Origin of the sequence: Vulcanococcus sp. DEBay_Sum22DG08_74, from assembly GCF_017852955.1 — a bacterium.
GTDB lineage: Bacteria > Cyanobacteriota > Cyanobacteriia > PCC-6307 > Cyanobiaceae > Vulcanococcus.
The window spans coordinates 1-18570 of sequence record NZ_JAFMKL010000027.1 but is presented as its reverse complement, the minus strand read 5'-3'; the positions used below and the strand labels follow the sequence as shown (position 1 = coordinate 18570).

Annotated in this window: 15 protein-coding genes; 8 read left to right on the top strand and 7 right to left on the bottom strand. The window is 64.2% G+C overall.

The genetic code is table 11. The annotated features are described in order from the left end of the window. Positions 1 to 85 precede the first annotated feature (85 nt). Positions 86 to 982, bottom strand: a complete 897-nt coding sequence (locus QZ184_RS05020; protein ID WP_247478665.1) for a sugar ABC transporter permease — start codon at positions 980 to 982, stop codon at positions 86 to 88. A gap of 44 nt (positions 983 to 1026) precedes the next feature. On the opposite strand from QZ184_RS05020, the gene recQ reads away from it, so the two are divergent. Together recQ and aroB are read left to right on the top strand one after the other, a co-directional pair. Then, a complete protein-coding gene (gene recQ / locus QZ184_RS05015; protein WP_296416749.1) occupies positions 1027 to 2844 on the top strand; it encodes a DNA helicase RecQ in 1818 nt (605 codons plus the stop codon). 25 nt (positions 2845 to 2869) lie between these two features. Next, positions 2870 to 3988: a 3-dehydroquinate synthase gene (gene aroB, locus QZ184_RS05010; RefSeq protein WP_296418445.1), complete on the top strand. Its 1119-nt coding sequence runs from the start codon at positions 2870 to 2872 to the stop codon at positions 3986 to 3988. Here the strand turns inward: aroB and QZ184_RS05005 are convergent. After that, complete coding sequence (locus tag QZ184_RS05005) at positions 3985 to 5163, bottom strand: SAM-dependent methyltransferase (RefSeq protein ID WP_296418443.1); 1179 nt, start codon at positions 5161 to 5163, stop codon at positions 3985 to 3987. The two genes, aroB and QZ184_RS05005, sit on opposite strands and share 4 nt — an antisense overlap. Before the next feature lie 48 nt (positions 5164 to 5211). On the opposite strand from QZ184_RS05005, the gene QZ184_RS05000 reads away from it, so the two are divergent. Beyond that, positions 5212 to 6039: a TPM domain-containing protein gene (locus tag QZ184_RS05000; protein WP_296416754.1), complete on the top strand. Its 828-nt coding sequence runs from the start codon at positions 5212 to 5214 to the stop codon at positions 6037 to 6039. Between the two features lie 11 nt (positions 6040 to 6050). On the opposite strand, the gene QZ184_RS04995 is transcribed toward QZ184_RS05000, so the two are convergent. From QZ184_RS04995 to QZ184_RS04985, 3 genes are all read right to left on the bottom strand, one after another. After that, on the bottom strand, positions 6051 to 6956 hold the full coding sequence (locus tag QZ184_RS04995) for a glycoside hydrolase family 104 protein (protein ID WP_296416755.1): 906 nt from the start codon (positions 6954 to 6956) through the stop codon (positions 6051 to 6053). A 253-nt stretch (positions 6957 to 7209) separates the two neighbouring features. Continuing rightward, positions 7210 to 8286 carry a hypothetical protein gene (locus tag QZ184_RS04990; protein WP_296418441.1) on the bottom strand — a complete coding sequence of 359 codons (1077 nt, stop codon included), beginning with the start codon at positions 8284 to 8286 and terminating at the stop codon, positions 7210 to 7212. Between the two features lie 3 nt (positions 8287 to 8289). Continuing rightward, positions 8290 to 9141 (bottom strand): TIGR04168 family protein, encoded by an 852-nt coding sequence (locus QZ184_RS04985; protein ID WP_296416691.1) that lies wholly within the window; start codon positions 9139 to 9141, stop codon positions 8290 to 8292. Positions 9142 to 9187: 46 nt separating this feature from the next. Between QZ184_RS04985 and nadA the strand changes: the two genes are divergently transcribed. Continuing rightward, complete coding sequence (gene nadA, locus QZ184_RS04980) at positions 9188 to 10156, top strand: quinolinate synthase NadA (RefSeq protein WP_296416692.1); 969 nt, start codon at positions 9188 to 9190, stop codon at positions 10154 to 10156. On the opposite strand, the gene QZ184_RS04975 is transcribed toward nadA, so the two are convergent. Then, positions 10153 to 11229 carry a class I fructose-bisphosphate aldolase gene (locus tag QZ184_RS04975; RefSeq protein ID WP_296418439.1) on the bottom strand — a complete coding sequence of 359 codons (1077 nt, stop codon included), beginning with the start codon at positions 11227 to 11229 and terminating at the stop codon, positions 10153 to 10155. The genes nadA and QZ184_RS04975 overlap by 4 nt on opposite strands. 95 nt (positions 11230 to 11324) lie before the next feature. Here QZ184_RS04975 and QZ184_RS04970 point away from each other — a divergent pair, with 95 nt between their 5' ends. From QZ184_RS04970 to QZ184_RS04955, 4 genes are all read left to right on the top strand, one after another. Beyond that, positions 11325 to 12350: a ligase-associated DNA damage response exonuclease gene (locus QZ184_RS04970; protein WP_296418437.1), complete on the top strand. Its 1026-nt coding sequence runs from the start codon at positions 11325 to 11327 to the stop codon at positions 12348 to 12350. Further along, a complete protein-coding gene (locus QZ184_RS04965) occupies positions 12347 to 13987 on the top strand; it encodes an ATP-dependent DNA ligase (protein WP_296418435.1) in 1641 nt (546 codons plus the stop codon). Before QZ184_RS04970 ends, QZ184_RS04965 begins: the two co-directional genes overlap by 4 nt. Continuing rightward, entirely contained in the window at positions 13984 to 16479 is a 2496-nt protein-coding gene (locus QZ184_RS04960; RefSeq protein WP_296418433.1) for a ligase-associated DNA damage response DEXH box helicase, read from the top strand. Before QZ184_RS04965 ends, QZ184_RS04960 begins: the two co-directional genes overlap by 4 nt. Before the next feature lie 474 nt (positions 16480 to 16953). Further along, a complete protein-coding gene (locus QZ184_RS04955; protein ID WP_296418431.1) occupies positions 16954 to 17763 on the top strand; it encodes a carbamoyl-phosphate synthase L chain in 810 nt (269 codons plus the stop codon). Positions 17764 to 18092: 329 nt separating this feature from the next. Here the strand turns inward: QZ184_RS04955 and QZ184_RS04950 are convergent, their stop codons facing one another. Further along, positions 18093 to 18398: a hypothetical protein gene (locus QZ184_RS04950; protein WP_296418429.1), complete on the bottom strand. Its 306-nt coding sequence runs from the start codon at positions 18396 to 18398 to the stop codon at positions 18093 to 18095. Between the last annotated feature and the right edge of the window lie 172 nt (positions 18399 to 18570).

The window sequence follows — 18570 nt, the reverse complement described above, 5'->3', positions numbered from 1 at the left end:
GAGCATCCAGGCCAACTGGCCGCCGCCGACGATGCCAATCGCAGGGCCCATGCGCCTGGAGCTCCAATCCATCAATGTCGCATGGTCAGGTCAAGCCGCGGTCGCCGGCGAAGGCAAAGCGAACGAGGGAGAGCAACAGGACAATGACGAACAGGGCCAGGCCGACCGTGCAGGCGTAGCTGATCTCCAGCTCGGCAAAGGCCTGGTCGTAGACGTAATAGACCAGGGTCTTGGTGCTGTTGGCGGGTCCCCCCTGGGTCATCAAATAGACCTCCTCAAAGACCTTTGTGGCCGCAATCGCTGAGATCACCGCCACCAAGGTGACGTAGGGACGCAGCAGGGGCAGGGTGATGTCGAGGTGCTTGCGCCAACCCTCACTGCCGTCGAGCTCCGCCGCTTCGTAGAGGTCAGCCGGGATCCCCTGGAGACCGGCCAGAAAAATCACCATGTAGTAGCCCAGGCCCTTCCAGAGGGTCACGAGCATCACCGCCGGAAGCGCCAGGAGTGGATTGGTCAGGAAACCAATCGGCTCAAAGCCAGGACCCAGGAGGCTGCCGAGCCAGCCATTGATCAGGCCGTTCTCGGCGTAGAGCCAGCGGAAAGCGATGGCCGCCACCACGATCGAGACCAGAACCGGGGTGTAGAAGGCCGCGCGAAACCAATGGATGCCTGGGAGCTGACGGTTCACCAGCACCGCCAGGGCAAGGGCACCGAGCACCACCGGCGGGACCACACCAAACAGGTAGGCCAGGGTTGTCCCCAGGACCTTGAAGAACATCGGGTCCGCCAGCAGGCGGCGCACGTTGGCCAGACCGACAAAACGCAGCGGTTCACTGACATCGAGACCGGTCTGGGTGAAGCTCATCACCAGGGCCATCACCGCTGGGATGAGCACCGACAGGGAGATCAGCAGCAACGCCGGCGCCAGGAAAGCCCAGGCGGTTGAGGAGGAGGCACCGGTGCGGAGGGAACGCTCAGCCATATCGCGCCATTGTGGTGGATCTTTTCCGATCAGCCAGGCGCCCCATGCCCAGTCCAAGCAGCCGCGATCCGCTGGAGGTGCTGCAACGGGTGTTTGGCTACGCCAGCTTCCGCGGCCCACAGGAAGCAATCGTCCGCCACGTGATCGGCGGCGGATCGGGTCTGGTGCTGATGCCCACCGGCGGTGGCAAATCCCTCTGTTATCAGGTCCCCGCGCTCTGCAGCCCTGGGCTGGCGGTGGTGATCTCGCCACTGATCGCCCTGATGCAGGACCAGGTGGAGGCGCTGCAGCAGCTCGGGATTGCAGCCGCCGCCCTGCACTCCGGCCTCGAGGCCGGCGAGAGCCAACGGGTCTGGCGTCAGCTCAGCGACGGCCAACTGGATCTGCTCTATGTCTCACCGGAGCGGCTGCTCAGCGGTGATCTGCTGGAGCGACTGGGGTCCATGCCGCTGGCCCTCTTTGCCATCGATGAGGCCCATTGCGTCTCGCAGTGGGGGCATGACTTCCGGCCCGAGTACCGCCAACTCGATCAGCTCGCGCAGCGCTTTCCCCAGGTGCCGCGGCTGGCCCTGACCGCGACCGCCGACCCGCGCACCCAGCTCGACATCCGCGAGCGCCTGCAGCTGCAGGAGGGCGAGGTGTTTCTGGCCAGCTTCGATCGCCCCAACATTCGCTACCTCCTGCGCCACAAACAGAGCGGTAACGCGCAGTTGCTGCAGTTCCTGGCGGAGCACCGCGGCGAATCGGGGATTGTCTACGCCCGCTCCCGCAGCCGGGTGGACCGCATCGCCGCAGAACTCAAGGCCGCTGGCTTGGATGCCATCGGCTACCACGCCGGCATGGATGCCGAAGCACGGCGCGAGGCCTTGCAGCGTTTCCGCCTCGGCAGTGGTGTGGTCGTCGTGGCCACGATCGCCTTCGGCATGGGAATCGATAAACCCGACGTGCGCTTTGTGGCCCACGTGGACCTGCCCAAAAGTCTCGAGGCCTACTACCAAGAAACCGGCCGGGCCGGTCGCGATGGCCTAGCGGCGGTGGCCTGGATGGCCCACGGCGGAGGCGACATCCCGCAGCTGCGCCGCTTCATCGACGACTCCGGCGCCAGTGAGGAGCAGAAACGCATCGAGCGCGGCAAGCTCGATGCCCTCATCGCCTACAGCGAAGCCAGCGGCTGCCGGCGTCAGGTGCTGCTGCGCCATTTCGGCGAAGAGCTACTCGAGCCCTGCAACAACTGTGATGGCTGCCTGGAGCCCCAGCAGCGCAGCGACTGCCGCGTCGTGGCGCAGAAGGCGCTCTCAGCGGTCTATCGGACAGGGCAGCGCTTTGGCGCGGGCCATGTCGTGGACGTGTTGCTGGGCGGCAACACCGAGCGCATCCGCTCGCTCGGGCACGACCAGTTGAGCGTGTACGGGATCGGCAAGGAGCTGGACCGGGGCCAGTGGCGGGCCCTGCTGCGGCAGCTGGTGAGTCTTGGGGCCCTCCATTCCCCGGAGGACGCCAAGGGGGGGCTGTGTTTCGGTCCGCCCGAGCTGGTGCAGCCACTGCTCAGGGGCGAGCAGGAGCTGGAGCTGGTCCTGCCGCCGCCAGCGAAGGAGCAACGGCGCCGCAGCATCCCGAGCGATGCGGCAGTGGCAGCGGATGACCCGCTGCTGGCGGCCCTGAAGAGCTGGCGACGCGAGCAGGCGCGTGAGCAAGGCGTACCGCCCTATGTGGTGTTCCACGACCGCACCCTGGTGGAGCTGGCGGCGCAGCGGCCCGCCTCCCTCAGCGAACTCGCCGGCGTCAGCGGCATCGGCAACGCCAAGCGTGAGCGCTATGGCACGGCCCTGCTGGAGGTGCTCACGGCAGCAGGCGACCGATAGCCTCAAGCGACAGCAGCGTTGTTCCATGAGCGCCACGGCCGCCGCGATCCGCACCATCGAGGTGGCGCTGAGCGCCAATCCCTATCCCGTGGTCATCGGCCGAGGAGCGCTCTCGACCCTCGGTGAACAGATCCTGGGCCAAGGCATCAAGGCGGGCACCAAGGTGCTGATCGTGACCAACCCCGTGGTCCATCAGCACTACGGGGCGCAAGCCCTGGCCAGCCTGGAGGCCGCCGGGTTTAACGCCAGCCAGCTGGTGATCGAAGCCGGGGAAGACCAAAAAACGCCAGCCACCGTGGGGCTGATCCACGACGCCGCCTTTGCCCGCAAGCTCGAGCGCGGCTCACTGATCGTGGCCCTCGGCGGTGGTGTGGTGGGGGATATGGCCGGCTTTGCGGCGGCCAGTTGGCTGAGGGGAATCGCGGTCGTGCAGGTGCCCACCACCCTGCTGGCCATGGTGGATGCCTCCATCGGCGGAAAAACCGGGGTCAACCATCCCGGCGGTAAGAACCTGATCGGCGCCTTCCACCAACCGCGCTTGGTGCTGATCGATCCCGACACCCTGGCCACCCTGCCGGAGCGTGAGTTCCGCGCCGGCATGGCGGAAGTGATCAAGTACGGCGTCATCGGCGACCCCGAGCTTTTCAACGAACTGGAGGCAGCCGGGGACCGCCTGGCCTCGATGGAGACCCTTCCAAGCGCGTTGCTCCAGAGCGTGCTCGAGCGCTCCGCTGCCGCCAAAGCCAAGGTGGTGGCCGCCGATGAGCGCGAAGGCGGCCTGCGGGCGATCCTCAACTACGGCCACACCCTTGGCCATGTGGTCGAGGCCCTCTGCGGCTATGGCACCTATCTCCATGGCGAGGCCGTCGGGATCGGGATGGTCGCCGCCGGGGAACTCAGCCTGGAATTGGGGCTCTGGAGCGAGGAGGATCAGCGCCGTCAGCGAGCCGTGATCAAAGCGGCGGGGCTGCCCATGGTCTGGCCTGAACTTGATGCAGAGGCGGTGCTGCAGTGCCTCCAAGGGGACAAAAAAGTGCGCGAGGGCCGCGTGCGCTTTGTCCTGCCGACGGGCCTGGGCCACGTGGAGATTCGTGATGACGTGAGCCCCGAGCAGGTGCTCGCGGCCCTGAAGCGCTGCCGCTAACTCAAGGGCGGGTCCTGCAGAAAGTACGGCTGCTGGCTTGAGCCTGGCGAACGCGCAAAGGCCATCCAGCGGAAGTCGCCCAAGGCCGCAGGATCCACGAAACGCAGCAGTGCTTCACGCCGACTGAGCAGTTCAGCCAACTCCGATGGTGCGCCCTGCTGCAGCGCATGCAGGCGCTGGGCCAAGCCCAGCGCCAACAGGGCTTCGCCCTGACGGCGTTGACCGAGGGGGGTCCAACCGGCCGCCAACGCTGAGCGCTCCAAGGTCTCCAAGCAAAGGTGGGCCGTGAGGTCCCACTGGCCCGGCTCCAGCAGCGGGTCATCACTGGCCTGCTGGTTGCGGTAGGCCATCAATGTGCCGCGGCTGCGCTGCGCTGCGTAATAACGCCAGGCCTCATGGGCGTAGTCGATCACGAGCAACTGACCGCTGCTGAGGGACTGGGCGGCCTGCTCAAGCCAGGGGCGCAAACCGACATGCAACTCCGTGCACCAACCGTCCGGACGCTGGGGCCCAGGGGTCAGGGCCTCCAGCTCCTGACGCAGTGCGTCCTCGAGTACAGGCCCAGCCGCAAGCCGCAGGACAGCAGCACCATCGGCGCCCGTCTCCAGCGCCACCCCCTGCAGGCACCAGCGCTCGTTGTGCCAGATGACCCGCTCCACCGCCAGGGCATCCAGCACCTCATGGGCAAGCATCACGCCAGAGCGGGGGCTGGCTTGGAGCTCGTCAAAGGATTGCCAGCAGCATCGCAGCGGTGCATCGGCCAACAGGCCCCGTTGACGCTCTGCCATCCCGGGGTTCGGCTCCACCAGGACCAACTCCAATCGGACCACCAGCTCCGGCGCCTCCCGGGCAATCCCCTGCGCGAGCTGAAGGGCCAAGTGGCCTTCCCCAGGCCCGGTCTCGATCAGGGCTAAGGGGGCTTCGGCCGGCTGCTGCTGGAACCACTGCAACAGCTGCGGCAAGAGCAGCTCTGCAAAATCAGGACCAAGGGACGGGGAGGTGGCGAAATCCCCTGCTGGGCCAACGCGCAGCCGCCCAGCCCCGTAGGCGCCATGGACGGGGTCATGGAGAGCCCAGTCCATGTAGGTCCTGAACGGAACCCAGCCCCCGGCTGCCGCCAGTCGCTCTGCCAGCCAGACCGGAGCTGAATGCAGAGAGGAAGGTGCAGAACTCACGGCGCTGAGGAGGACTCAGGGAGAATGCTCGCCACTGAAGCAGGTGCCATGTTCGAGCCGCGTGCAGCCCAAGCCCTTCGCGGTTGGCTGGTGGGCCTGGCCCTCGGCCTGGTGCTGCTGCTGGGCTGGGGGGCCGCTCCAGCCTGGGCCTACGACAATCCGGACCTGCTGCCCGATCACCCCACACCGGTGATCGACCTGGCCAAGATCCTCACCGACAACCAGCGGGCGGCACTCGAAGCCGAAATCGACGATTTCGAAGCCGTCAGCGGCTGGAAGCTGCGGGTCCTGACGCAATACGACCGCACCCCAGGCCTGGCGGTCAAGGATTTCTGGGGCCTCGATGAGCGCTCCCTGCTGCTGATTGCTGATGAGCGCGGCGGCAACCTGCTCAACTTCAACGTGGGTGATGCGCTGTTTGCCCTGATGCCCCGCACCTACTGGGTGGAGCTGCAAACCCGCTTTGGCAACCAGTACTACGTCCGCGACCACGGCCAGGATGCGGCGATCCTCGATTCACTCCACACGGTGAAGGGCTGCCTTGAAATCGGCGGCTGCCAGGTGGTGCCCGGTCTGCCGCAGGAGCAATGGTTGCTGACGCTGGCCACCTCGATCCTTGGGGGCTTGATCGTTGGGTTTGCGGCCTACCCCCGCAAACCTGAGCACAGCGTGGAATGGGCCTGGGTGCTGCTGCTCTCCCCCCTCTGGGTGATCCTGTTCGGGGTGTTCGGGGTCGCACCGATCATCACCCGCACCTCCGAGCTGTTGCCGCTGGTGCGCAACGCCCTGGGCTTTGTCGGGGCGATCGCCGTGGCTTACCTGATCGCGCAGAACACGATCGGAAAGACCAGGCTGAAGGAGGGCGACCAGGGCTAAGGAGCCCTGGGTTAGATCCCCAGGCTCTTGGGCTTGGGACCGATGCGATCGAGGGCCTGAAGACGGCAGCGCAGGGACTGCACCGGCTCACAGGTGGGGAGCTCAACCACGGGCTCCTGAGGAGCTTCCGCCAGGGTTTTCAGCTGGGCGAGGCTCTGCTCGTAAAAGGCCTTAAGGGCGGTGTAGCGCTTCACCGGTTGGCCGTAATAGCTGTATCCGGCCAGGGTCGGAAACGAGGCCCATTCCGGCGCCAACTTCGCCGCCAACTGGGGGGTGAACTCGCCACGATCGGCTAAAGCCAGGGCCCCGCGGCGCTGGATCAAGAACAGGGCCGCCTGATCCTGCACGTGGGGACCAAAGCCGGCCAGACCAAGCTTCTGACTGGCCATCGTCCAGGTGAAGGGCATGAACTGATAGGCACCCGCAGCGGCGCTGGCGTAGCGACCGGAATAGATCACGCGGTTGGGATGGCGCTCCAGTCCGCCCATCAGACCGCCACCAAACATCACGCGGTAACCGAGATCTTCACCACGGGCCCAGGTGCCCTCAGCGAACCGGATCGTGTTCAGCAGGGCACGGCGCTCGGGCGTGATGACGTAACGGAAGGGACCGCCGGGGCTGATCGTGCCGTCATTGCCATCCAGCATGGCCAGCCTTGAGCGGGGCATGGCAGGAGCCCGAGGCACCGGAGGGAGGGCCGGCAACAGGCTGACGTCACTGGACTCGCTGACCTGGGGCTTGAGCTTGCCGGCATCGGCAAGGGCAGGCAGCGGAGCCAGAGCCAGGGCAACGCCGGCCAGGGAGAAGAGAGGAAGGGCGAGGGTTGAACAGACAGAGCTCGAAGGAGCAATCGACTTCGAGGGGATCTGAGTGGTCAAACCAACAAAGGCAAAGAGCAGCGCACGGAAAAGGGACACCCTGGAGGGTGCACGACCTGCGCACCGAATCAAAAAGCTGTCTACGTGGGGCAGGAAAGCTATTTCCTGCCGAGGTATGGCAACTAATTAATTGGATGCAGAGAGTTTGCCTATCAAACCGTCAAACAGGCAAGTCATTCATACCAGTGCAATAACCGTCCACCAGCATCAAGAACTGCGCGACCGTGTTCGCATCACTCTTAATCACAGTTTGTGGTGACAAAAAGAACAAAAGGCTGAAAGTTTCAGCAGATCAGCACCTCAAGTCCGAAGCCAAGGCGATCAGGAGCCGAGCCGCCTGATCGGCCCCATCGGGAGACAGGCCGGATCCGCTGGCCGGGATCAACGGCTGATCCAGCTGCCATTCCCCTCTCTCCAACTGCGCCCGGCTCAACAGGCGATGGGGAGCATGCCGTTGCAGCGCGTCCTCGAGGACCTGGGCCTCAGCAAAGCCCTCGCGATGGACCAGGTGAATGCCAAGCCCCAGGGCCATGGCCTCACAGAAGGTGCTGTAGCCGGGCTTCGTGATCACGCGCGTGCAGAGGGGCATCACCTCCAGGGGGCGGAGATCCTGCGGGAGAACGCTGACGTTCTTGGCCTCGCAGTGCAGCCCGGGATCACTCACTAGAAAGTGGTGGTCTGGCCAACGGGCAAACAGCCCAGGGTTGAGCTGGAGGCCCAATCCACCGAATCCCATCAGCACGGTCCGATCTGGGGCTGCGCGCAGATTCAGTCGATCGCGCACCGCTGCTGAATCCAGGCGCGGACGACCGGCGGTGAGACCGACGTCATGGGAGGGGAGCCCCCAGTCCATCTCCATGGCCAGGGGGCAGCGAATCAAAGCCGTTCCCTGGCGGTAGAGCCCCAGGGCCCGCTCTGCCAGGGCCGTAAAGGAACCACCCATGGGCCGGTAGATGGCATCCCAGCCGAAATTGCCCATCCAGATCAACGGGGCGGCGAGGGCCCTCGCCAAACGGGCCGCATCGGGGGGGACATCCGCGAGCAACACAACCGGTTCAGCCTGCTCTCTTAGCCAGGCCAGCTCCTGCTGAATCTGTTGGGGCAAGCGCTCGTCCAGGGCCTCCAGCGCCGCCAGGGTCGCGTCTGGATCAGCCCCGAGGGCATCGGCCTGGATCACTCCGACATCCCAGCGCAGGGGGCGGTGTTCAAAGGGAATCTCCTCGAAGGCCAAGTCGAGAAATCGAGCCGGCAGGGGCGTCGAGAGCACGATCCGCCAGGACGGCTGCAACCGGTGCAGGGCGCTCAAGACAGAGGCGACGCGGGAGCCATGGCCAAAGCCATGGCCGCTGATGCAGACGTAGATCAGCACCGTCTAAACGTCCTCCGCGCGATAGAGCGTCTGGCGGTAGAGCAGGGCGCCGGCATGGCTGAACCAGCGATGGGAGACCTCCTGCAGCACGCCGCCCTGGAACTCCACCCAACTGAAATGGCGCAGGGCACGACCCTGGGCGTCCTCGCTGTGGCGGGGGACAAACGCGGTATTGAGATAGGCCGTCCCGGATCGATCCCGGCAGAAGCTCTGACGCTCCCCCTGACCGCGTTTCAGCCGGTGATGCATGTGGCCAAACACCACCAACGGCAGAGGACGACTGCGGCGAATGCGATCGATCGCCAGGGCTAAATCCTGATCGCCCCAATCACAGGCCGGGGCCTTCCAATCGCGGCCGCAGGGATCGGAGGCCTCGCTACCCAGACCCGTCGGGCCGGAATGGGCCAAAACCACCAGAGGGATCGAGGGATCAGCCCGCAATGCCGCTGCAGTGATGCGCTCGGCAGACTCCTCGACGCCCACCGGACCAAAGACCGCCTCGGCGGCGCGGTTGAGGTAATGCCCCCCTCCGGCACTGGCCGGACGGGCTCCCACGACAGCCAGCCCCGGGGGCTGCAACTCCCGCAGGCCCCAGCCGCAGTGCAGATCCCCCAGAAGCGTCAACTGCGCCTGAAGGGTGCGGCCACTGGCATCGCGGCCGGTGTCGTGGTTGCCAAGGATGCAGGCCAAGGGCAAGGCCAGGCGCGAGAGACGCTTGGGGATGGCCTGCTGGCCGTCGCTGAGGTCGCCCACGACCAGCAGGGCGTCCGGTTTGACCTGGGACAGAACCTCCTCATCCAGGCCGTCCCATTGGCCATGCAAATCTCCGGCGATGGCAATGCGGAGGGGGGCCAAGCGGTGCCTAGGCTTCCGCCATCCTGCACCACTTAGGGCCAGATCCTTGGTTTTCGCGGCAGCCCAGAACACCCCCTCCGGTTGCCCTGCTCACCGGGATCTACCGGAGGCCATTGCCGCCTTGAAACGGCAACGCAATGCCGTGATCCTGGCCCACTACTACCAAGAGCCAGAGATTCAGGACATCGCCGACTTCATTGGCGATTCGCTTGAGCTCTCCCGCAAGGCAGCGGCCACCGATGCCGAGGTGATCGTCTTCTGCGGGGTGCACTTCATGGCCGAAGTCGCGAAGATCCTCAGCCCCCAGAAGACCGTGCTGCTGCCGGACCTGGAGGCGGGCTGCACCCTGGCGGATGCCTGCCCAGCCGATGGCTTCGCCCAGTTCCGGGCCGAGCATCCCGACCACCTGGTGGTCAGCTACATCAACTGTTCGGCTGCAGTCAAAGCCCAGAGCGACCTGATCTGCACCAGCAGCAATGCCGTCGATCTGGTGAATCAGCTCCCCGCTGATCAACCGATCCTGTTTGCGCCGGACCAAAACCTGGGGCGCTGGGTCCAGAGCCAGAGCGGCCGGGAACTCACCCTCTGGCCGGGTAGCTGCATCGTTCACGAAACCTTCAGCGAGCAGGGCCTGCTGCAACTGAAACTGGATCACCCCAAGGCAGAGGTGCTGGCCCATCCGGAGTGCCAGCAGCACCTCCTGGACCACGCCGACTTCATCGGCTCCACCAGCGCCCTGCTACGGCGTTCCGAAGCCAGTGCAGCCCAGGAGTTCATCGTCCTGACGGAACCAGGAATCCTGCATCAAATGCGCAAGGCTGTTCCAGGCAAGGCGTTCTTTGAGGTCCCCGGCGCCGATGGCTGCAGCTGCAACGCCTGCCCCTACATGCGTCTGAACACGCTTGAGAAGCTCTGGCAATGCCTGGAGTCGATGGAGCCGCGCATCGAGATGGATGAAGCGATGCGCCTGCGGGCCCTCGCACCGATTCAAAAAATGCTCGAGATGAGCCGCTAATAGCTGTAGTTCGCCACAAAGAGGCTGCTGTCATCCGAGGGTTCGGATCCAGCGACGTAGCTCCCCAGGCTGGCGGCGCCGTTGGCACGGGCCCGGGCCATCAGGGCGGCTTGCCCCGCCTTGAGATCCGATCCTGCCCAGTGCTTGATGCAGGAATGCTGGAGGGCCCGGCCATAGGAGAAGCCCAGGTGCCAAGGGGCTCCAGAGGCCGCCTGGTTCACGGCGTTGAGACAGAGGCTCGCGTCCTCTTCGCTGAGGCCCCCGCTGAGGAACAGGATCGCGGGTACGGCCGAGGGAACCGTGCGCATCAAGGTGCGGGCCGTGAATTCACCCACCTCTTCGGCCGTGGGTTGCTGGGTGCAGGACGCCCCTGCGCAGGTCATCGACGGCTTAAGCAAGCTGCCCTCAAGAAAGACCCCATTGACCGCCAGGGCTTCGTAGGTGGTGCGCAACACCCATTCCTGGACCGCGGCGGTCGTGGTGATGTCGTGCTCACCGTCCATCAGGATCTCCGGCTCCACGATCGGCACGAGGCCCTGCTCCTGAACGGTGCGGGCATAGCGGGCCAGTCCCCAGGCGTTCTCTTTGACGGAGAGCTCTGACGGCGAGCCATGGGAGCTGATCTGCAGCACCGCCCGCCACTTGGCAAAGCGTGCACCGCGTTCGTGGTAGCGCGCTGCACGCTCCGCCAAGCCCTTTAGGCCGGTGCACCAGGATTCGCCCTCTAAGCCGCCGGCCAAGGGCTCCACCCCCTGATCGACCTTGATCCCGGGAACGATGCCCTGGGCCTTGAACAACTCGACAATCGGTCCCCCACCGGCCTCAGTCGTGCTGTCTTGAAAGAGGGTTTCTTCGAACAGAATCACGCCAGAGATGTGCTCGCTGAGGCCCTCGGTGGTGGCCAGAAGACTGCGGTAGGCGCGCCGGTTCTCCTCGCTGTTCTCCAGTCCGATCGCATCAAAACGCTTGCCGATGGTTCCGGTGGATTCATCCGCCGCCAAGAGTCCAGTTCCCGGGGCTGCCAGGGCAGCAGCAGTACTGGCCAGCTCATCACGAAACGCTTGCAGGGCCATGCCAGGGCAGCAGGGGGTCCCCCCTAGCTAGCGAGAAAACGCGGTGCTGGGAGCTGGGTGGTCATGATTCAGGCCGATGACGCCCGCCAGCGCCCATGCCCCTCGCCCCAGGCGGCCTGCTGCAGCTCACCCGAGAAGGGCTGTACTGCGCGGCAGCTGGTGCCTGGATCGATCCCTGGCGGCCAGTCCCCAGGGCCCTCATCACCCATGCCCATGCCGACCACGCCCGGCCGGGATGTGGGGAGTACTGGGCCGTGGCCTCGAGTGAGGGGATCCTGCGGGAGCGGCTGGGGGCCGAGATCAATCTGTTGCCGGTGGGCTACGGGGACCTGAACCGCATTGGCGACGCTCGGGTCTCCTTTCACTCGGCCGGACATGTCCTCGGCAGTGCCCAAATCCGACTGGAAGCCGGCGGAGAGAGCTGGCTGGTCAGCGGCGACTACAAGCGCTGCGCCGACCCCAGCTGCGCACCCTTTGAGCCCGTTCAGGCCAACGTCTTCATCAGCGAAGCCACCTTTGGCCTTCCCATCTACCGCTGGCAAAGCGGGGCGGAGGTGGCCCGTGAAATCGTCAACTGGTGGCGCGGCGCGCCGGACAAGCCTTCGGTGCTCTTCTGCTACGCCTTTGGGAAGGCACAGCGGGTGCTCGCCGAGCTGCAGCGACTCGGCATCGAGGAGACGGTGCTGCTCCATGGCGCCGTCGATCGACTGATGGCGCCCTACCGCGAGGCGGGGGTTGCCATGCCACCGACGATGGCTCTCTCCCAGTTGCCCAAGGATGAATCCCTCGCGGGACGCCTGGTGATTGCGCCGCCGGCGGCCCACCGCAGCCGGGGGCTCAGTCGCTTGGCGAAGGCCCAGAACGGCTTTGTGAGCGGCTGGATGGCCGTACGGGGAGCACGGCGCCGGCGCGGCTATGGCCGCGGTTTCGTGATGAGCGATCACGCCGACTGGTCCGGACTGGTGCGAACCGTTCAGGACAGCCAAGCCCAGCAGGTCTATGTGACCCATGGTCAGAGCGCCGTGCTCTCGCGCTACCTCAAGGAGGTGGAGGGCATCAGCGCTGAACCCCTCGAGGGGGCCTTTGAAGCCGAACGCTTCGATGAGGAGGAGACGCCATGAAGGCCTTCTCCGCACTCTTCGCTGAACTCGATGGCACCAGCAGCACCACCGCCAAGCTGGAGGCCCTGGAGACCTATTTCCGCTCGGCTCCTCCGGCTGATGGGGCCTGGGCCCTGGCCCTGCTCTTGGGCAAGCGCCGCAAGCGCTTGATCACCGGCCGGCGCCTGCGCGAAATCTGCCTGAAGGCCCTGGCGCTGCCGGATTGGCTGTTCGAAGCCTGCAGCAACCAGGTGGGGGATTCGGCCGAAACGGTCTCCCTGCTTTGGGGCCAACACCAAACGGATCCACCAAGGCAGGGCCCAGAGAGAAGCCTGGGGGACTGGATGGAGCAGGTCCTCCCGAAACTGGCTGCAGCGGAGGGGGAGGAGCAGGAGGCCGCGGTGATTCGCTGCTGGCAAACCCTGCCCAACAGCGAGCTCCTGTTGATCAACAAGTTGCTCAGTGGTGGTTTCCGCGTCGGGGTCTCCACCGGGCTGGTGACCCGCGGTGTCGCCCGCAGCGCCGATCTCGATGAAGCCCTCATCGCCCATCGCCTGATGGGCGGGTTCACACCCTCGGCTGAGAGCTTCACCGCGCTGACCGCAGCCGCGAGTGATGGCGATGCCCTGGCGGCGAGGCCCTATCCGTTTTTTCTCGCCAGCCCAATCGAACTCGAGCAGATCCAGCAGACCCCTGCGGACCAGTGGCAACTGGAGTGGAAGTGGGACGGCATCCGCGGTCAGCTGATCCACCGCAGTGGCGGTTGCAGTCTCTGGAGCCGCGGCGAGGACCTGATCAATGAGGCCTTTCCGGAGCTGATCAGCCTCGCTGAGACCTTGCCGCAGGGAACGGTGCTCGATGGGGAGGTCTTGATCTGGCAGGCCGAGGCCCCAGCCCCAGAACCCTTTGCCACCCTGCAGCGGCGCCTCGGACGCAAGGCCCCGAGCCGGACCCTGCAAAAGCAGTGCCCAGCGGCCTTCATGGCCTACGACCTGCTGGAGCTGGAGGGATGTGATCTACGGCAAGCGCCGCTGCAGGAGCGCCGTGAGCAGTTGGAAACGCTGGTTCAACGCTGGAGCGACGCCCGAGCGCACGGCGAGGAGCGGTCACGCTTACGCCTCTCCGAGACCCCTGCCCTCAAGGGCTGGAGCGAGCTCGAGCCCCTGCGGGAGCAAGCGCGGGAGAAAGGGGCCGAAGGGCTGATGCTCAAGGCGAAACCCTCCCCCTACCTCGTGGGTCGCAAGCGCGGGCACTGGTGGAAACACAAGCTCGAGCCCTTCCACCTCGATGCCGTCCTGCTCTACGCCCAATCCGGGAGTGGTCGGCGAGCGAACCTCTACACCGATTACAGCTTTGGGCTGTGGAATGACGAGGGCGAGTTGGTGACCTTCGCCAAGGCCTACTCGGGCCTCGACGATGGCGAGATTCGGCAAGTGGATCGCTGGATCCGGGCCCACACCACCGAGCGCTTTGGTCCGGTTCGAGCGGTCGAGCCGACCCTGGTCTTCGAGCTGGCCTTCGAAGGTCTGCAACCCTCCAAACGTCACAAGTGCGGCCTGGCGGTTCGCTTCCCGCGCATCAGTCGCTGGCGCCAAGACAAACCCGCCTCTGAGGCCGACAGCGTCGCCAGTGCCCTGGCCTTGATGGAGGGGCGATGACCAGCGCGCTTCAGCCGATCGAAGCCTGGTTCCAAGAGCAAGGCTGGTCACCCATGGCCTTTCAACAGGAGGTCTGGAACGCCTACCTCCAGGGCCAGAGCGGATTGCTGCAGGTGCCGACCGGCTCAGGCAAGACCTACGCCGCCGTGATGGGGCCCATCGCCGAGATGCTCCAGGAGCCAGGCCAAGGCAAGGGCCTGCGCCTGTTGGTGATCACGCCCCTGCGGGCCCTCTCGCGGGATCTGGCCCTGGCGATTGAGCAACCGATTGAGGCCATGGGCTGGCCGATTCGTGTCGGAATCCGCAATGGCGACACGGCGACCTATGAGCGCAGCAAGCAGCTGCGCACCCCACCGCAAATCCTGATCACCACCCCGGAATCGCTGAGTGTGCTGTTGGCCAACCCCAAGGCACCGGCGTTATTCGAGGGGCTTCAGGCCGTCGTCATTGACGAGTGGCATGAGCTGATGGGCAGTAAACGGGGCAGCCAGTGTGAGCTGTGCCTGAGTTGGCTGCGGCAACAACGGCCCAAACTGCGCACCTGGGCGATCAGCGCGACGATCGGCAACTTGGAGGAGGCAGCTCAGGCAGCCCTTGGGGCAACAGGCAGCAAGCCCCTGATCGTCTCGGCGCAACTGCAGCGGGAGACCGCCATCCGCAGCCTCTTGCCCGAGCAGATCGACGGATTCCCCTGGGGGGGCCACCTCGGACTGCGGATGTACGAGGAGTTAATTGCGGGACTCGATCCCGCCATCAGCACGCTGCTCTTCACCAACACCCGCAACCAGGCCGAGCGCTGGCACCAGTGCCTGCGCTTCGCCTGCCCGGAGATGGAGGACGCCCTGGCCCTGCACCACAGCGCGATTGATCGCACGGAACGGGAGGCCATCGAAGCGGCCGTCAAGGCGGGGGATCTGCGCTGGGTGGTCTGCACCAGCTCCCTGGACCTGGGGGTGGACTTCCAGCCGGTGGAGCGGGTGGTGCAGATCGGCAGTGCCAAAAATCTGGCGCGGCTGCTGCAGCGGGCCGGGCGCAGCGCCCACTGCCCCGGTGGGACGTCGCAGGTGCTGTTCATGCCCACCAACGCCTTGGAGCTGCTGGAGGTCAGTGCCATGCGCCGGGGCCTGGCCAGTGGCTTGGTGGAACACCGCAAACCACCGGAACTCCCCCTCGATGTCCTGCTTCAGCATCTGGTCAGCCGGGCCTGCGGCCCGGGGTTTGAGCCCGAGCAAGAACTCGCGACCGTTCGCAGCAGCTGGAGTTTCCGCAACCTCAGTGAGGCGCAGTGGCAGTGGTGCCTGGACTTTCTCGAGCACGGCGGCCAATGCCTGGGGGCCTACCCCCGCTACCGCAAGTTGGTGCGCTGCAGGCCAGACAGCGATGAGCCGGCAGAAGCGGGCCAGCCCTATCGCTACCGGGTGCTCGACAAGACCATCGCCCGCCATCACCGCTTCAACATCGGCACGATCACCGCGGATCGCTCCGTCACCGTGCGGTTTGTACGGGGCGCTGTCATCGGTCATGTGGAAGAGGCCTTCATCGGACGGCTGAAACCGGGCGATGTCTTCTTCTTTGCCGGGCGGCAACTCGAGTTCGTGCGCCTGCGGGAGATGACTGCTCAGGTCAAGGCCACCAGCCGCAAGAGCTCCACGGTTCCAGCCTGGGCCGGAGGACAGATGGCCCTCTCTGATCTGCTGAGCGAACACCTGCGGGAGGAGGTCGATCGTTGTGCCCAGGGCCTGAGCGATGAAGCGGAGCTCGACACACCGGAATTACGGGCGCTGGAACCACTGCTGCGCCGCCAGGCTGATCTTTCACGCATTCCCAGGCGGGAGCAGATCCTGCTGGAGGTCTGCTCGAGCCGTGAGGGCAGCCATCTCTTCGTCTTCCCCTTCGAAGGGCGCTTTGTCCATGAAGGCATTGGTTTTCTCTGGGCCTGGCGCCTGGCCCGTTATCGCCCCAGCACGGTCACGGTCTCGATCAACGACTACGGCTTTGAGCTGCTTGCCCCCAAGCGCTACCCCTTTGACGAGCTGATTGAGCTCCATGGCGATGAGCTACTCGACGTCGCCAACCTGGACGCCGACCTGGAGCAGGCCCTGAACTTCTCAGAGCTCTGCCGCCGCCGCTTTCGCTCCATTGCCCAGGTCAGCGGCCTGGTCACCCAGGCCATGCCCGGACAGAACAAAACCGGCGGTCAACTGCAGATCAGCGCCGCCCTGCTCTTTGACGTCTTTCAAAAACACGAGCCGGATCACCTGCTGCTGGAGCAGGCCCGCCGTGAGGTGCTGGAGGAGCAACTCGAGACGCAACGCTTGCGCGCGGCACTGGAGCGAATGGCCTCCAGTGAATGGCTGATGGAGCGCACCCAACGCCCGGGGCCACTGGCCTTTCCCCTCCTGGTCGAGCGCCTGAACAATCGACTCAGTAATGAGTCAGTGCTGGACAGGGTTCAGCGCCTGATTTCAGAAGCCACAAGGGCGGAGCGGTAGCCCTCTGAGTCACCGCAAGTGAAAACCACCCTCCTCGCAACCCTTCCCGGCATCGGCATCGCTGCACCCGCCAACGCCGACATCTACACGCACTCCTCCTACGGACCTGGCGACCCGCCGCCCTGCACTTGAAGCTTCTGTATGGACGCACGACGTGAAGCCTGGGCCAAGCAGCGCGACATAACCGAGCTGGAGCCGCACTAAAGAAAACGCCGTCCGAGCCGGGGAGTGCCATAGCTCCCTCAACAACACCCCTCAGCGCACGTTCTGCTCCACCCAGCAAGCTGGTCTTTAAGTAGCTGAAACAAGCTGGTAATCGGGGAAGGTAGAACAAATAAGTCGCGAGGGAAACCTTCGATGTCCCTCAAAAGACCCTTTTGCGCTGCGGCTGCAACGGTTTGTGCATTTTCGACTCTCCCTTCGGTTAATGCCGAGCCTGTCGTAGATCAAGGGTCAGCTGAGGACCTTGGGGTGATGAGCATCAGCCTCAAGGAGATCGTCAAACCTCAAGTCGGCATCCAGGCACGAAGCCAGGGTGCTGGCACGCCAAACATGGCAGGCATCGGAGCTTTCCTTCCATTGCTCAAAACAAAGAACAGTGTGTTGTTTGCTGATATACAAGGCAACGTCAACTTTCCCGACGTTGGCGAGATCTCGAGTGTTGTAAATACGACCATTTCAGGGTCCGCAATCTCGTCATCATCACGACTTGGACTACGTTGGCTGAATGGCGATCGCAATTGGATGTATGGCTTGAACGCTGGCTATGACACTCGACCTGTGACCAGCAGCGGAATAAATAGTGGGACTAATATTGGCGGCGAAAAGACATTCTTGTTTCAGCAGGTTGGCATTAATGTCGAGGCTATTTCGGAAAAGCTTGCTTTGGATGCCTACGCTTTACTGCCTGCATCCGAAACCCAGCATAAACTTGATGACTCATATCAAGTTGACGAGCTGACCACGCTTGGGATCAACATAGGTCGCCACTTGAATCCCAATTTAAAGGCGTCCATTGGGTACTACCTGCAGCTCAATCCTGCCGAAGAGGAGTCTGATGGATCTGGTGTACTTGGTCGCTTATCGTATGCGATCGATAGCTCCACTCTCATTGGAGCCAGTGTTACTTACGACAAAGAATTCAAGACAAAAGCGTCGTTTGATATCACATGGAGATTCAAGACTAACTCACAAGAAAGTGGAGCACCATTAACTGATTCAGTGGTTGTATCAGCGTTGTCGGCAGCACCTCCCAATCGCGACATACGCATAGAGATTGAGTAGGCAATCCGCTTCTCTCGCTAACTGATCAAGGTCTATTAAGCCGTTTTCCCATGCTCCCTCGTCGGGTTCTATCTGCTGGTCTTGTTTCGGGTCATCCGAAGGCCCGCAGCTTGTCTAGTGTCAGGGCCGAAGTTCCTAGGCTGGTTTAGACACAGGATTCAGTCAGCTAGTGCCGATTAAGAGCATTGCAGCGGCAGCAAGAGAGCGTGGGTATCGGAGCCGCTCAAGCCTTCAGATCTTGATGGATGACGGCTACTTAGATGTCTTCATCTCACTGAATGAGAGGGGTCATCGCTTGATTGCGCGGGGCAATCGGCTAAAACAAAGTCTTAGGGGCGATGTTTCCACTTGGAGTAATCGGAGACGATGCTCGGCAGTGACTCCGCAACGACCCCGAAGACCAAGAGGAACAGGCTCAACTGAAGAACGGGGTCAAGACGCCAGCCCTGAAAGAAGAGCAGCACCCCGCAGAGCGGCAACATCAGAAAGCGCCCGACCGCTTGCAGAACGACCAGGGCTGCTTTTGCGAGGACAGCGGGTGACCAGTCAGCTCCGCGCTGGAGAGTGAAGAAGATCTGGGCGATCGATAAAGGAGCGGTGGCCAGGCCGTAGAAGACGAGGAAGAGTCCAACCAACGACGTCCAGTTCAGGAGTGCACCAACCATGGACAGACCTTCGCTGTTGACCTTCTAGCCGCAGATCAGCGGCTGATCAGCCCATCGTCATCGGCGGTGTCTGAAGCCATTGAGGCGCTTCGCTCCGAGGGCATCAGTAGCCGTACCGCAGTCTGCGGACTTCCACTTCAAG

Bases quoted from the DNA above. Each gene is read 5' to 3' on its own strand.
- QZ184_RS05020 (WP_247478665.1), bottom strand. From the start codon at position 982: ATGGCTGAGCGTTCCCTCCGCACCGGTGCCTCCTCCTCAACCGCCTGG.
- recQ (WP_296416749.1), top strand. From the start codon at position 1,027: ATGCCCAGTCCAAGCAGCCGCGATCCGCTGGAGGTGCTGCAACGGGTG.
- aroB (WP_296418445.1), top strand. From the start codon at position 2,870: ATGAGCGCCACGGCCGCCGCGATCCGCACCATCGAGGTGGCGCTGAGC.
- QZ184_RS05000 (WP_296416754.1), top strand. From the start codon at position 5,212: ATGTTCGAGCCGCGTGCAGCCCAAGCCCTTCGCGGTTGGCTGGTGGGC.
- QZ184_RS04975 (WP_296418439.1), bottom strand. From the start codon at position 11,229: ATGGCCCTGCAAGCGTTTCGTGATGAGCTGGCCAGTACTGCTGCTGCC.
- QZ184_RS04970 (WP_296418437.1), top strand. From the start codon at position 11,325: ATGCCCCTCGCCCCAGGCGGCCTGCTGCAGCTCACCCGAGAAGGGCTG.
- QZ184_RS04965 (WP_296418435.1), top strand. From the start codon at position 12,347: ATGAAGGCCTTCTCCGCACTCTTCGCTGAACTCGATGGCACCAGCAGC.
- QZ184_RS04960 (WP_296418433.1), top strand. From the start codon at position 13,984: ATGACCAGCGCGCTTCAGCCGATCGAAGCCTGGTTCCAAGAGCAAGGC.
- QZ184_RS04955 (WP_296418431.1), top strand. From the start codon at position 16,954: ATGAGCATCAGCCTCAAGGAGATCGTCAAACCTCAAGTCGGCATCCAG.